This window comes from Pseudoalteromonas sp. OF5H-5, assembly GCF_021530695.1.
Classification (GTDB): domain Bacteria; phylum Pseudomonadota; class Gammaproteobacteria; order Enterobacterales; family Alteromonadaceae; genus Pseudoalteromonas.
The window spans coordinates 238,074-250,906 of sequence record NZ_JAKGBF010000001.1 but is presented as its reverse complement, the minus strand read 5'-3'; the positions used below and the strand labels follow the sequence as shown (position 1 = coordinate 250,906).

Annotated in this window: 13 protein-coding genes; 6 read left to right on the top strand and 7 right to left on the bottom strand. The window is 43.2% G+C overall.

All coding sequences use genetic code 11. From position 1 onward, the window contains the following. Window position 1: 1 nt before the first annotated feature. The 4 genes from alaS to L1271_RS01140 all read right to left on the bottom strand — a co-directional run bounded on the left by alaS (window position 2) and on the right by L1271_RS01140 (window position 4,764). Window positions 2-2,605 carry an alanine--tRNA ligase gene (gene alaS / locus L1271_RS01155; RefSeq protein WP_235366579.1) on the bottom strand — a complete coding sequence of 868 codons (2,604 nt, stop codon included), beginning with the start codon at window positions 2,603-2,605 and terminating at the stop codon, window positions 2-4. A gap of 4 nt (window positions 2,606-2,609) precedes the next feature. Next, window positions 2,610-3,098 carry a regulatory protein RecX gene (locus tag L1271_RS01150; protein ID WP_010375943.1) on the bottom strand — a complete coding sequence of 163 codons (489 nt, stop codon included), beginning with the start codon at window positions 3,096-3,098 and terminating at the stop codon, window positions 2,610-2,612. Continuing rightward, entirely contained in the window at window positions 3,098-3,895 is a 798-nt protein-coding gene (locus L1271_RS01145; RefSeq protein WP_235366578.1) for a BPSS1780 family membrane protein, read from the bottom strand. Before L1271_RS01145 ends, L1271_RS01150 begins: the two co-directional genes overlap by 1 nt. 242 nt (window positions 3,896-4,137) lie before the next feature. Then, on the bottom strand, window positions 4,138-4,764 hold the full coding sequence (locus L1271_RS01140; protein ID WP_102057300.1) for a GTP cyclohydrolase II: 627 nt from the start codon (window positions 4,762-4,764) through the stop codon (window positions 4,138-4,140). Between the two features lie 159 nt (window positions 4,765-4,923). Here L1271_RS01140 and L1271_RS01135 point away from each other — a divergent pair, with 159 nt between their 5' ends. The 3 genes from L1271_RS01135 to L1271_RS01125 are packed head-to-tail and all read left to right on the top strand — an operon-like array spanning window position 4,924 to window position 8,127. Next, the gene (locus tag L1271_RS01135) at window positions 4,924-6,147 is read left to right on the top strand and encodes a hypothetical protein (RefSeq protein WP_102057301.1); all 1,224 of its coding nucleotides are present in this window, start codon (window positions 4,924-4,926) and stop codon (window positions 6,145-6,147) included. Beyond that, a complete protein-coding gene (locus L1271_RS01130; RefSeq protein ID WP_102057302.1) occupies window positions 6,147-6,569 on the top strand; it encodes a hypothetical protein in 423 nt (140 codons plus the stop codon). Before L1271_RS01135 ends, L1271_RS01130 begins: the two co-directional genes overlap by 1 nt. After that, window positions 6,562-8,127, top strand: a complete 1,566-nt coding sequence (locus L1271_RS01125) for a sensor domain-containing diguanylate cyclase (protein ID WP_010606204.1) — start codon at window positions 6,562-6,564, stop codon at window positions 8,125-8,127. The genes L1271_RS01130 and L1271_RS01125 overlap by 8 nt, the downstream gene beginning before the upstream one ends. A 39-nt stretch (window positions 8,128-8,166) precedes the next feature. Here L1271_RS01125 and L1271_RS01120 read toward each other — a convergent pair whose 3' ends face one another. Both L1271_RS01120 and L1271_RS01115 read right to left on the bottom strand, forming a co-directional pair. Further along, window positions 8,167-8,439 carry a hypothetical protein gene (locus L1271_RS01120; protein WP_235366577.1) on the bottom strand — a complete coding sequence of 91 codons (273 nt, stop codon included), beginning with the start codon at window positions 8,437-8,439 and terminating at the stop codon, window positions 8,167-8,169. Window positions 8,440-8,649: 210 nt separating this feature from the next. Next, the gene (locus L1271_RS01115) at window positions 8,650-9,156 is read right to left on the bottom strand and encodes a DUF3087 domain-containing protein (protein WP_010606202.1); all 507 of its coding nucleotides are present in this window, start codon (window positions 9,154-9,156) and stop codon (window positions 8,650-8,652) included. A gap of 168 nt (window positions 9,157-9,324) precedes the next feature. Here L1271_RS01115 and L1271_RS01110 point away from each other — a divergent pair, with 168 nt between their 5' ends. The 3 genes from L1271_RS01110 to L1271_RS01100 all read left to right on the top strand — a co-directional run bounded on the left by L1271_RS01110 (window position 9,325) and on the right by L1271_RS01100 (window position 11,423). Beyond that, the gene (locus L1271_RS01110) at window positions 9,325-9,960 is read left to right on the top strand and encodes an energy transducer TonB (protein ID WP_102057304.1); all 636 of its coding nucleotides are present in this window, start codon (window positions 9,325-9,327) and stop codon (window positions 9,958-9,960) included. A 307-nt stretch (window positions 9,961-10,267) separates the two neighbouring features. Continuing rightward, window positions 10,268-10,825 carry an RNA polymerase sigma factor gene (locus L1271_RS01105; protein WP_235366576.1) on the top strand — a complete coding sequence of 186 codons (558 nt, stop codon included), beginning with the start codon at window positions 10,268-10,270 and terminating at the stop codon, window positions 10,823-10,825. Beyond that, window positions 10,818-11,423, top strand: a complete 606-nt coding sequence (locus L1271_RS01100) for a hypothetical protein (RefSeq protein ID WP_235366575.1) — start codon at window positions 10,818-10,820, stop codon at window positions 11,421-11,423. Before L1271_RS01105 ends, L1271_RS01100 begins: the two co-directional genes overlap by 8 nt. 13 nt (window positions 11,424-11,436) lie before the next feature. On the opposite strand, the gene L1271_RS01095 is transcribed toward L1271_RS01100, so the two are convergent. Continuing rightward, window positions 11,437-12,813, bottom strand: coding sequence for a Na+/H+ antiporter NhaC family protein (locus L1271_RS01095; RefSeq protein ID WP_235366574.1), 1,377 nt, complete (start codon window positions 12,811-12,813; stop codon window positions 11,437-11,439). Window positions 12,814-12,833 lie beyond the last annotated feature (20 nt).

The following is a 12,833-nucleotide window of genomic DNA, read 5'->3' as shown; positions in this document are numbered from 1 at the left end:
ATTACTGCGTTACTTCATTTAACCAAGTTGGAACACTGTTTAGTGCTGCGTCTAGGTTTTCTGGTTGTGAACCACCAGCTTGCGCCATATCAGGACGACCGCCACCTTTACCACCGACTTGAGAAGCCATGTGATTAACTAGCTCACCTGCTTTTACCTGACCAACTAAGTCTTTCGTTACGCCAGCGATTAGGCTTACTTTATCGCCATTTGCTACACCTAGCGCGATGACACCTGAGCCAATCTTGTTCTTCAGGTCATCGACCATGCCTCGCAGTGCTTTAGACTCAGTTCCTGCAACGTTCGCTACGAGTAATTTAATCCCATTCACTTCGGTTACAGAGTCAAGTAGCGTTGCACCCGCGGCACTTGCTAGTTTGTCATTTAGTTGAGCAACTTGCTTTTCAAGGCCTTTTGACTTTTCAAGTAGCGCAGATACTTTTTCTAGCACTGATGAGGTATCACCCTTAACCAAAGCCGCAATTTCAGAAAGCACTTGCTCTTGCTCATTAACATAAGCGATAGCATCAGCACCTGTTACCGCTTCGATACGACGAACACCCGCTGCGATACCGCCTTCTGATACAATCTTGAAGAGACCAATATCACCAGCGCGCTTCACGTGTGTACCACCACAAAGCTCGATTGAGTACCCACCAATTGAAACGACTCGAACTTCATCATCGTACTTTTCACCAAAGAGCGCCATCGCACCTTTGTCTTTGGCAGCATCGATATCCATCAACTCAGTTTGCAGAGCAAAGTTACGACGGATCTCTGCGTTCACTGCATCTTCTACTTGCTGCAACTGCGCTTTAGTGACGCCTTCAAAATGTGAAAAGTCGAAACGAAGACGATCCGGCAGTACCAATGAACCTTTTTGAGTAACATGGTCACCCAACAAATCGCGCAGTGCTTTGTGCACCAAGTGCGTTGCAGTATGGTTTTTCTTCACTCGCTCGCGACGCTCAGCGTCAATACGCGCATCGGCTTTATCGTTAACACCAATACGGCCAACCACATGACCATGGTGTGCAAATGCATTACCTAGCTTTTGCGTGTCAGTAACCACAAACTCGCCGTTAGCCACTTTTAGTACACCCGTATCACCAACTTGGCCGCCTGACTCAGCATAGAAAGGCGTGCGGTCAAGGATAACCACACCTTGTTCACCATCTTCTAACGTATTGGTATGTTGACCGTCTTTAAAGATTTCAACCACAGTGCCGGTATAGTGCTCAGCGTCATAGCCTTTGAAGTCAGTGTTTTTATCAGACTTCAAGCGCTCGTTGTAATCTGCACCGAACTTGCCAGCCGCTTGTGCTTTTTTACGCTGCTCTTCCATGCATACTTGGAAGCCACGCTCGTCAATCGTCATAAAACGCTCACGCGCCACATCTGCCGTTAAGTCCGCAGGGAAACCATAAGTGTCATACAGTTTGAACACTAAATCGCCTGGAATAACGTCGCCTTCAATACCTCCAAGGCTGTCTTCTAGGATAGTCAAACCACGGTCTAGTGTTTTACCAAACTGATCTTCTTCAATACGTAGTACTTTTTCGATAATCGCTCGTTGCTTCACTAATTCTGGGTAAGCTTCACCCATTTGCTCAGCAAGTGCGGCAACTAACTTATAGAAGAATGCCCCTTTTGCACCGAGTTTATTGCCGTGACGAACTGCACGACGAATGATACGACGTAGCACGTAACCACGACCTTCATTCGATGGCATGACGCCATCAGCAATAAGGAACGCACACGAACGAATGTGGTCAGCGACCACACGTAGTGATTTATCTTCTAAATCTTGTGCATCTGTTACTTTTGCAGCTGCTTTAATCAGCGCTTGGAACAGGTCAATCTCATAGTTTGAGTGCACACCTTGCATAATAGCCGAGATACGTTCAAGACCCATGCCGGTATCAACCGACTGCATTGGCAGCGGCTCCATTGTGCCGTCTGCATGACGGTTGTACTGCATGAATACTAAGTTCCAGATCTCAATGAAGCGATCGCCGTCTTCTTCTGGTGAGCCCGGAGGTCCCCCCCAAATGTGCTCGCCGTGGTCATAAAAGATTTCAGAGCAAGGACCGCAAGGACCCGTGTCGCCCATTGACCAAAAGTTATCCGCCGTCGCAATACGGATGATCCTGTCTTCTGGAACACCAACTTGTTTTGACCAGATATCAAATGCTTCGTCGTCTTCATGATATATAGTAACTAGCAGCTTTTCTTTTGGCAGCTTAATTACATCTGTTAGGAAGCCCCAAGCAAATTTTATTGCGTCGGTTTTAAAGTAGTCACCAAAGCTAAAGTTACCTAGCATTTCGAAGAAAGTGTGGTGCCTTGCGGTATAACCTACGTTTTCAAGGTCATTATGTTTACCACCAGCACGAACACAGCGCTGTGAACTGGTTGCTCGCGTATAAGGGCGTTTTTCCGCACCCAAGAAGGCATCTTTAAACTGCACCATACCAGCGTTGGTGAACAGTAAGGTGGCATCATTACCCGGAATTAACGAGCTTGAAGGCACCACTTGGTGCTGTTGTTTAGCAAAGAAATCTAAGAAGCTTTGCCTGATTTGTGCGGTAGTCATATGCTGCATGTGATCATTCACCCTTTATTTCTTCTTGCTCTGCTGCAGTCATTGCAGCTTCAATTGCAAAATCTATTTCATCAAAACTAAAGCCACGATAACTCATGTAACGTACGCGCTTAGTTTTTTCTTTATATTCTATCGGTTGTGCGCAAAGACCGTACTTTTTTTCATAGGTTTTTGCGGCTTGCATGTACCAATCAATTTCACGCTCAGCGATTAGCGTATGCAAAGTCTCTCGGCTCACACCCTTTTGCCCTGCATCCATTAATACACGCTTTTCTCCAAGTCCTTTTGCAATCTGACGGTTTAAAAAGCTCTCTGCATAGCGGTCGTCATTAACGTAATCGAGCGACTTTAGCCAAGATACCAATTGCTCTGCGACTGCCGCTGTAGCCCCTTTTTGCAGTAGCTTTTGCGTCAATCCTGACTCAGAGTACTCTTGTCTCGACAATAACCAAACCGCATAGTTTTTTAGCTTTTTAACTTCTTGTTCATCCATCAGGCGTCAAAGCGTCCTGAGTCAGACTGAGAGATGTTAGCATTTTCATCATTTTCCTTCTTTTCAACGATAATTGGCATAAACATCGCTTGAAAAGAAACAAAAAAGCCTATCATGGCGACCGGCATGATAATAATCGCCGGGATCATCGACAGCGGTATAGACGCAACGATAAACGCTGCGACGACCAGGCCGTAAATACTCAGCGCGGCCATATTATGATAAAAAGCGGCAAGCGAGCACTTCATCGCGTGAAAAATACGTTTTTCACCTTGGAAAAACACCTGTGGCACGACAAAAGCGAAGGCCATCATAATGACCGATTGTGCAATCACAAATACGGCAACTTCGGCAAAACTAATATTGCTCGCAATAAGCCCGATAAGTTCATTCGGCTCGGTGTTTGGGCCAACACTCTCCAGCGCAGTTGCCACATCACTGAATAGCACACCGGCAACCATAGTCAGTAACAGCGCCCCTGCCATTTGATAAATACCAACTCGGAACAAGTGTAATCGGCGGCCTTTTGCTGCAAAAGGCTCAAAAATATCAGCTAACTTTATTGGTTTATTGATCTGTTTATTGATAACTGCAAGGTAGAAGCCAGCGCTTAAGAAAGGACCAGACAAGGCAGCGATGATATGAAAAATAGGTGCGAACAGGGGTAATAGGCTTACTACCGCCATGAAAATGTACATCAGCATGAAAGTCAAAGGCTGGGTTTTGAAAATTGCCCACCCGGCTTTTAGCCACTGCACGCCCATGCTTGCTTTGAATGTTCTAATTGGTGTCGACATAGTCCACTTAATTTAAGCTATAACGTCTTTGATTATACTGATTACCGCGTCGAGTGAAAAGGCATGAAAAGCGGATTTGTCAGCGCTTTTTAGCATATTTTAAACAAATACTGACGGTTACCATAACCTATGTTGGACATCTTAAGTTTGAGAGAGTTGTAATGAGAATAGTATGTTTGATATGACAAGCCAACCGAAGCACTTATCTAGTCGGCTTGTTGTAGTAAGCATATACGCTTCGGCTAATCAGCTTTTGATATCTTTTTGATATCCAGCATGTGGGCACCGTGTTGGATCTTGGTTTTTAGATACTGTTCATTACCAGAAACCCCAGCCTTAACATGCGCCTGAGTGCCAACTACCTCATCGACAGTAATACCCGCATTTCTCAACGCCTTCAGCTTTCTTGGATTATTCGTCATTAACTTAACGTGGTTTAATCCGAGCGCCTGAAGCATCAACACGGCATCAGAGAAATCTCTTAAGTCATCTTCAAAGCCGAGGTGGTTGTTTGCCTCGTAGGTGTTCATCCCTTGTGATTGCAATACATAAGCATCGATTTTATTGTACAAGCCAATGCCACGACCTTCTTGGCGCAAATATAACAAAATGCCGCCTTGATTATGCATCGCCTCAATACATTCATTTAACTGTTCGCCACAATCACAACGAGAAGAATGAAAGACATCGCCGGTTAAGCACTCAGAGTGCATACGAATTAGGGGAATTTGCTGCTGACTGTCTGCGCTATTAAATACCAGCGCAACATGTTCCTGGCCATCTTTTAGCCCTGAAAAAGAAACTATTTCTGCAGGGATATTACTATGCTGCCCTACATTCAGCCCGACTCTCGCTCTTACTTCTGCCACGTCTTAATCTTGCCTAATGTGATAATATAACAATATGCTACCATACATGGGATATGGTGTCTCTAAGTTCATTATACAAGGCCAAGGCGGACATCGCATTGGTAAATGTCAAAATTCGAACTAGGCTATATAAAAGGAAAGCGAAAACATTTATAACTCATGCGCTCTGTTTTTATCTGCCTACTATTTTTAACCACATTCAGCTACGGCTCTGACATTGATTTCAGTGGCTTTGCTACGCTCAAGGCGGTTAAAACAGACTCCCATACCGCCAAAATCAGAGAATCCATCTCACATCCGCACGGTGTGGAAAAAGATGAGCTCGACTTTTCATTTTCTTCTTTGGGCCTACAGGCAGAGTGGCATGCAAATGATAATGTAGAGTTTGTTGGGCAACTGCTATTAAAAGAGCAACACGATGACCAAGTCAACAATGCAATAAAACTGGCTTTTCTACGCTACAATCTAAATTCGAACTGGCAATTTCGTGCCGGACGCACCGGGTTAGACCTATTTTTGATGACTGAATATCGGGATATTGGCTATTCAATGGATATGGAACATCCGCCTGTCGAGTTTTATTCCATTATTCCTCACCAAAACCTAGATGGCGTTGACTTGCAGTATCGCGCACCGCTTGATCAGGGCATCGCCAGCATCAAAGCATATTGGGGCCGCTCCGAATCGCCTATCTACAGCGATTATAAGTTTTTTTGGAATGTAGAACTTAAATCTATCTTGGGTGTAGCGGTACAGTACGAAACGTTAAATTGGCTGTTTAGAGCCAACTATACAACAACAAAAGCAGCTAATGAGCATGAACAGCAAAAGCAGTTACGTGAGGCTCTCGCGCAAGTTCCTCTACAAGTTTGGCCAACCAAAAATGAGCTTATCGACTCTCTTTATATTATCGACAAGCGCTTCACCTATAGCGCGCTCAGTATGAGATATGATGATTCGAAGTGGTTGGTACAAAGTGAATTATCGCTGACGGATTCAAATTCCAGCGTGCTCAACCGCCTAAAAGCAGCTTATATCACACTAGGCAAGCGCTTCGATTTAAACACTTTGTCTTTCACCTACTCAGTTGCCAAGTCCGATAATGAGCCAAGTGTAGAACCCGGTCCGCTCGTCCCATTACCTGAATTAATACAAATATACGAAGCTGCTTCCATGCACTCTGGTTTTTATCAACTGGATCAGCATAGCACCTCACTAACGTGGCGACGCGAATTGAGCCCGACGTTAGCACTAAAGTTCAATTGGAAGCATACATCAGCGGACCATTTGCCCAGCGCTTTTTACCTTCACGATACTGAGCAATTTAGTGATCCCGACCTTTCTTTTAACACCTTCACACTTAGCTTTAATTGGGTGTTCTGATGAAAAGGTTACTTACTGCTGTTTTCTTCCTGATTTCTTACCCAATTTCAGCAACAGCTGATATTGCCGTCATCGTTAACAAAGACAACCCCATCGAGTCAATATCGCAGCGCCAACTCATCGACATGTACATGGGAAAATACGTTGCCTTTCCCAACGGCGATATGGCCGTGACCTATGACTACGAAAAATCACACCCTTTAAGAGGTCCTTTTTTCTTGGCACTGACAGGACGCAATGAAAGCCAAATCAATGCTTATTGGTCAAGAATAAAGTTCAGCGGCAAAGTTTCTCCCCCACAGTCATTTTCCTCACCGTCGACTATACTTGAAAATATCAGAAATACGCCAAATGCAATCGGCTATGTTCCAGCAGACTTTGTGACGGGTGATGTGAAGGTAATTTATCAAATCAATGACTAAATATGGGCTGATCGTGCGGCTAGCACTCGTGCTTGTTGTCTCGACTTTTATTTTTTCAATGCTTTACGCTAAGTTATATCACGACCATATTGTTGAGCGTGAACTTCGGCGTTCTAATACTATTATTGGGCAAATTGGCCAAACCGTGTCGTCTTCTTCCTCTATTGCCACTTATCTCAATGACAAAGACCTTGCTGTAGAAGTTATTAATGGCCTAGTCAGTAACGACGTTATCTCTTCGGCCGCAATAAAAAGTGAGGATAAGTGGCTCGCTCAAAGTGTAGGATTTAAATCGCAAAATGCGACCATTATTTCGCTTAATCATCCGTTTTTATTGAGTGAAATTGTTGGTGAGATCTATATTCAACCAAATTCCGTTTTTATCGAGCAAAGTGCTAGAGATATCGCCCGTTCAAGTGTTCAAACTTTGTTGGTTGTCATCATCCCAATCTTAGTCATCTTCACCGTTGTTACACATTTTATAGTTACAAAACCCCTGAGTAACTTAAGTAGTCAAATTGCTAGGGTTATTCCTGGAACACCATTGGATTTAGTCGTGCCTAGGGGGCATGAATCAAGTGAAATTGGTGATATTGCGAGCAATACCAATCAACTTATTGCTAAAACCGCTTCCATGTTCGAGCAAGAGCGCCAACTGCGAGCTGATATTGAAATACTTGAGAAGCGCTTTAGGCTGATGTTTGAGCGCTCCTCTTCTCCCACCCTACTGGTAAAAGACAAAGGTGAAGTGATCTTAGCTAATGATGCCGCTTGTGATTTGCTGGCAGGCATGGCAATTGACCTTGATGAATATTTTCCCGAAAGTTTTGGTCGCTACTGCAAAACTCCGGATATTCTCTACACCTTTACGGAGCATACCTTGGAGCTTAACCAGCCAACTCAGTCAGAGTTTGAGTTTATTAACCCCATGACCGAACAACCTGTTTGGCTGAGTGTCATCATGCTTAGAGTGGAAAGTAGCGGGCAATTCTATTTACAGGTGTTTTTATCAGATATCACGCTTAGAAAAACTGTGTTTCAAGAACTCAATAAAAAGGCTAACCGCGATAAGCTAACAGGCCTCTACAATCGCCATGGTACTGAAATCAAGATCAACGAGTGGTTAGATAACGAAACTCCGTTTAGCTTATTTATTATTGATTTAGATGAGTTTAAACCAATCAATGATATTTATGGGCATAACGCCGGTGACGCTATGTTAAAACACATCGCCACTCAAATTAGTGCTCAGGTGAGAGAACAAGACGTGGTTTGTCGTTGGGGAGGTGATGAGTTTTTGATTGCCTTGCACTGCGCTAAAAATGAAAAATTGCAGCGCATCGCTGAAAACCTGTTAGGGGCGATAAACACCGAGATGATTTGGCAAACGTCAGAAGGGAAATTACTTCCACTGCGAGTTGGTGCGAGCATAGGTATTGCAAGCTACCCAAGAGACGCGGTTGAGCTAAGCCAATTAATCGAATGTGCCGATGTCGCCATGTATACGGTTAAAAAAGACAAGAAAAACGCCTTTCAATTTTACTCGTTAAGCGCTTAGTTATACCGCTCAAGTTAGCACGACAGTCCACCAGCACACCTAATCCTCTTTTATCTGCTGAAAGTGGCTTATCTGCTGCATTGCCTCTTGAATATATTCAAAGTTTGGCTTTTGCTCAGATGGCTTGTTAGTTTCATCGAGCATCTCATAAGTTCCCATGGGCGAGACTTCAACAATTTGCTGCTTACTCACAATCGCATATTTATTGTAGCTACTGAGTAATAGCCAGTTTCTCTTTTTAACTGTTCCGGTTAAGTTATAACCCGTACTATAATCTTCAGGTGTGTTTTTGACCCCTAAGTACTCATTCATCAAGATCGGTATTTACAACATTTATGGTAATTAAGATTGAGCAAAGAGAGTTGATAAGAACCAACCAGCCGAACTGGTGAAATCGATGACGCAATAGCACAGTTCAAGCTGTTCCTTTAATAGAAAATTTGACTGTTATATTACCGTTCTGACACATTAGCGTCACATTAAAAATTGTGAAAAAGTTTAACGCCGAAACAAGCCGCTTTGTTAGTACTGTTTCAATATCGTTTCTTTATAGTTTTCTGCTTTTATTTCAACTTGATACTTGCTAGCCAGTGAATCCAGCTCTGCTTGCCACATCGCCAAATCATCCATCGTTATGGTGTTGTCATCCAATTGCCATAGCTGACGAGATCCCGCATAGCTATACTGAATCGCCGTCATCGCATCTACATCCCCCTGCTGCGCTGCCTGTTTTAACTTCGCCATTTTACGGGTGATTTTGTTCAATGATTGCTTTAAGTCCCACACATAACTGACTTCAGTCATAAAGGGATGCGCTTTATGCTTTTTGAGCACGAGCCCAATGACGATGCAGGTCACTACTACACCAGTTAGATTCCAATGAAAATGGCTACCATCTACATCAGGAAATAATTGGATCAATAACTGAGCAATCCCTAAACTACCGAGTGCTAGCGCCACAACGCAAGCAATAATTACTTGATTTAAATGTTTGCGATAACGCGCTTTATTGATCTCAACTAACTTCATAACTACCTATGATCACGAAAAATTAAATAATGTGCTCTGCTCTTCGTGCATTGTAATCCATGGCCTGTAGCCAAACCAAGATACATATCAAAAAAATCTAAAAACTTTCACCCCGTTTCAGTTACCCAAACGTTTTATATACGAAAACAATATAACAGGGATAAAATCATGACGACATTAGCCACTCTTCAACAGCCTAATTTAGCAATTCCAAAACTCGCACTATCGCTTGTTGGCGCAGTTATTATTACTTTTGCCACCTTTGGCTTTATGCAAAACTTAGTTTCTCAGGAACTCACTCCCCCCATTGTCGACATAGAAGTATTTGATCTTACTATTGCAACGGATAGAGAGGACTCTCCAGTCGAAGAAAAAAGGGTAATGCCAGAACCACCAAAACCAATAACGGCCCCAGTTAGACCGACTGAAAATATCGTTGATACAGGAGATAATCTACAAATTAGTAGCGAGACACCTAGCGTAGATTTAGGTAAGTTTACTAACACAATGACGCTGCAATTCTCCACCGATGGGCAAGCGACTCCACTTGTTAGAAGCAACCCTAACTATCCGCCCGCGGCTGCTAGAGATGGAGTGGAAGGCTGGGTAGAAATGGAGTTTGCCATTTCTCCACAAGGCGAAGTGATTGATGTTAAAGTGACGAATGCGGAGCCTAAAAGAGTATTTGATCAGGCTGCTGTCAGAGCACTAAGGAAATGGAAGTATAGACCACTTATTGTTGATGGAAAGCCGCAGCCGCAATACGCTCAGCGCGTTGTATTAGAGTTTACACTGGAACAATAACAGCCATTGATACGTAATCAATTTGAGCCGCTGAGTCACGAAGTAAACTTCTTAATTTAACCTGAGGTTTGGATAAGGAATGAGCTAACTCATTGTTTTTAATACCACATTAAATTATCCCCTTATCTAGCCTGACAGTTTTAGGGATAACAAGGCGAATTTATGCACCAATAGCTGGCTATTGGAAGTGAATTCAACGCAGTTAGCGCTAAAACTGGCTGCTAGAAAGGCATTAATTATCCGAAGCTCAGGTTAATTTAGCTTATTGATATTAGGGTCTGTTGACCCTTGAGACTTAGGATTGCCTATGCTGAGTAGCTTGAAAATGTGGCGTGCTCGCGCCACCAGCAACGTAGAAGATCCGCTTTATGAATATGCGACGACGGGTAAAGTAAAATACCTAGAGCAAGTCATTGAGCGCTATCAAGGTGATTTATTTCACTTTCTAAAAACACAAACACAGGCGGCGTCGGCAGAAGATATATGTCAAAAAACATGGCTAAAAGTCATCGAAAAGAAAAGCGCTTATCGACAACAGGGCCACCCCAAGGCTTACTTGTTTCACATTGCACGTAACTTGCTAATCGATTCAATCAGGGCGTCAGGTAAACTCTCTGAGTTGACAGATAGTAAAGTAGGTATGACCAACTCCAATGAGTTTACAAAAACATCGGAGGAACAGTGGCTATACCAGCAAATTGCTACACTTCCTTTATTACAAAAAGAGGCACTAAGCTTACAGTTAGAAGGGTTCAGCTTAGCTGAAATAGCACAAATTGTAGGGGCCACGCAAGAGACTGTAAAAACTCGAATTAGATACGCAAAAGAGACACTAAAGTCTCAAGTGGGTGAAAATCATGAGTAATTTAGACAAATTTGACGCCAAGTTAAAAGCGGCTTACCAAGCTAACAAGCAGGAAAAACCGTTAACTTTGACTACTCGCATCAAGGTGCGACTAGTTAGCTTTGCCCATCATTATTTGGGTCGTATAGAAACTTGGCAGTGGAGCGCGGTTACTTGTTCAGTCGCTTTACTTTTCACCTTATGGTATCAAAATCAACATTTTGATATTGATAAAGAATATAACTCAAATGCTCATTTAGTCAGTTATGGAGATTTTCAACACATCGAAACGCATGAGCTACAGCAAGGCCAGTATCTTGCCCGTATAGATGAACAGAAAAAAGTGCTGGATGCTAGATTTGAGGCTGCGCAACAACAAGTTCAAGAACAGCGTTACGGTCGACTCGTTGCAATTAACGATGATGCTTGGTTAATTGAAGAGTGTAATACCCATACCCTCATCGAGTTAAAACAAAGCCTACTTAGCGTGATGCCACAGCCAAAAACTAGTGTTATCAATTTTAATACGCCAGTTATGCTAGCACTGTCGACCGCCAACAACGGACAAATTATTGCTATTGAAAGTACGGGGCACAACCAAGTTTTGGCTTGCCCCTAACTGGCGCTTACTCTTAAATCATAATAAGGCTGGCAATAAAGAAGCAGATAATTGCTAATACCCCGCCCACCAATGCATAAGGCAACTGGGTTTTAACATGAGTCAGTAAGTCACATCCAGATGCCAGTGCCGATACCGCACTGGTATCAGAGATAGGCGAGCAGTGATCACCAAATATTCCGCCACTTAAGATAGCACCAAGCACAAGCGACGGTGGCAGGCCTAGCGATTGAATAAGTGGCACACCAATAGGTATTAATATGGCGAAGGTGCCCCATGATGTACCAGTCGTAAATGACATGATTGCACCTGTAATAAAGAGTACAGGCACTATCAAGTAAATAGGCAAATAGTCACCAACTAAAGACGCAACAAAAGTCCCTGTTCCTAACTCTTTTAGACTTGCACCTAAGGTCAAAGAGAGCAACACAATACTTACCAATGGCAGCAGTTCTCCCATTCCCTTAAACCCAACATCCATTAGCTCGTGATGACTAAATCTCTTGCCGGTTAAAAGCAGCAAGTATGCAACCGTTGAAGCTAAGAGTGTGGCATAAAGTACTGATTTAGAGCCACTACCATTTGCCAATACACCATTGCCTGTCCAAAACATAAATCCAAGCATACTTACAATCAGCGTTAATAAAGGGATCAGCATATAACGCGACTTGGTAGCACTCGGCCCACTACTTATTTCAGCCGTTTGGTGTTTTAACTCTTGTTCCGCAGCCTTCATCGGTCCATGAACTTTATCAAAGACAATAGTATAGAGAACAATTAACAGTGCGATAATCGCATAAAAGTTAAACGCGACACTACCCCATAAAATACTCACTGCTGACTGCTCAAGTTCGTAGTTACTCAGCAGCCCAAGCACATAAGCTCCCCAGCCATTAAGTAAAATCAAAATACATACAGGAGCACTAGTACTATCGATGATATAAGCCAAACGAGCCCGACTCATTTTGAACCTGTCAAATAGCCCCCTCGCAACAATACCAGAAGTTAGTACACTCATATTTGATTCGATAAACACAGCCGTGCCAGTAAACATGGTCAGTAAGCCAACCTGACGCTTACTCTTAGCGACGCCTCGATTAAGCAGCATATTCACCGTTGCAGCAACCCCACCTGACTCTCGGATGAAGGCAAGCAATGCACCGATCACAATGCTAAAAATCAAGATCCGGCTGTTACCTGCCGATGTCGCAACCTCAATAACACGTTCGATACTGCCTACAAATGTGCCAGCAACTAGCGACTGCTGGCCATGTACAGCCAATAAAAATTCGGAAGAAACTAACGCTAAAATCAAAGCGATAATCACTTCTTTACGCCAAAACACGACTGCAATCGCAATCAAAGGTGGCAAAATCGAGTACCAAGCCATATAGTTTAGTCTATAAATTC

Excerpts from the sequence above, each read along its gene's own strand:
- L1271_RS01105 (WP_235366576.1), top strand. The coding sequence starts at position 10,268 with ATGCTGAGTAGCTTGAAAATGTGGCGTGCTCGCGCCACCAGCAACGTA.
- L1271_RS01135 (WP_102057301.1), top strand. The coding sequence starts at position 4,924 with ATGCGCTCTGTTTTTATCTGCCTACTATTTTTAACCACATTCAGCTAC.
- L1271_RS01120 (WP_235366577.1), bottom strand. The coding sequence starts at position 8,439 with ATGAATGAGTACTTAGGGGTCAAAAACACACCTGAAGATTATAGTACG.
- L1271_RS01150 (WP_010375943.1), bottom strand. The coding sequence starts at position 3,098 with ATGGATGAACAAGAAGTTAAAAAGCTAAAAAACTATGCGGTTTGGTTA.
- L1271_RS01115 (WP_010606202.1), bottom strand. The coding sequence starts at position 9,156 with ATGAAGTTAGTTGAGATCAATAAAGCGCGTTATCGCAAACATTTAAAT.
- L1271_RS01145 (WP_235366578.1), bottom strand. The coding sequence starts at position 3,895 with ATGTCGACACCAATTAGAACATTCAAAGCAAGCATGGGCGTGCAGTGG.
- L1271_RS01110 (WP_102057304.1), top strand. The coding sequence starts at position 9,325 with ATGACGACATTAGCCACTCTTCAACAGCCTAATTTAGCAATTCCAAAA.
- alaS (WP_235366579.1), bottom strand. The coding sequence starts at position 2,605 with ATGCAGCATATGACTACCGCACAAATCAGGCAAAGCTTCTTAGATTTC.
- L1271_RS01100 (WP_235366575.1), top strand. The coding sequence starts at position 10,818 with ATGAGTAATTTAGACAAATTTGACGCCAAGTTAAAAGCGGCTTACCAA.
- L1271_RS01125 (WP_010606204.1), top strand. The coding sequence starts at position 6,562 with ATGACTAAATATGGGCTGATCGTGCGGCTAGCACTCGTGCTTGTTGTC.
- L1271_RS01130 (WP_102057302.1), top strand. The coding sequence starts at position 6,147 with ATGAAAAGGTTACTTACTGCTGTTTTCTTCCTGATTTCTTACCCAATT.
- L1271_RS01095 (WP_235366574.1), bottom strand. The coding sequence starts at position 12,813 with ATGGCTTGGTACTCGATTTTGCCACCTTTGATTGCGATTGCAGTCGTG.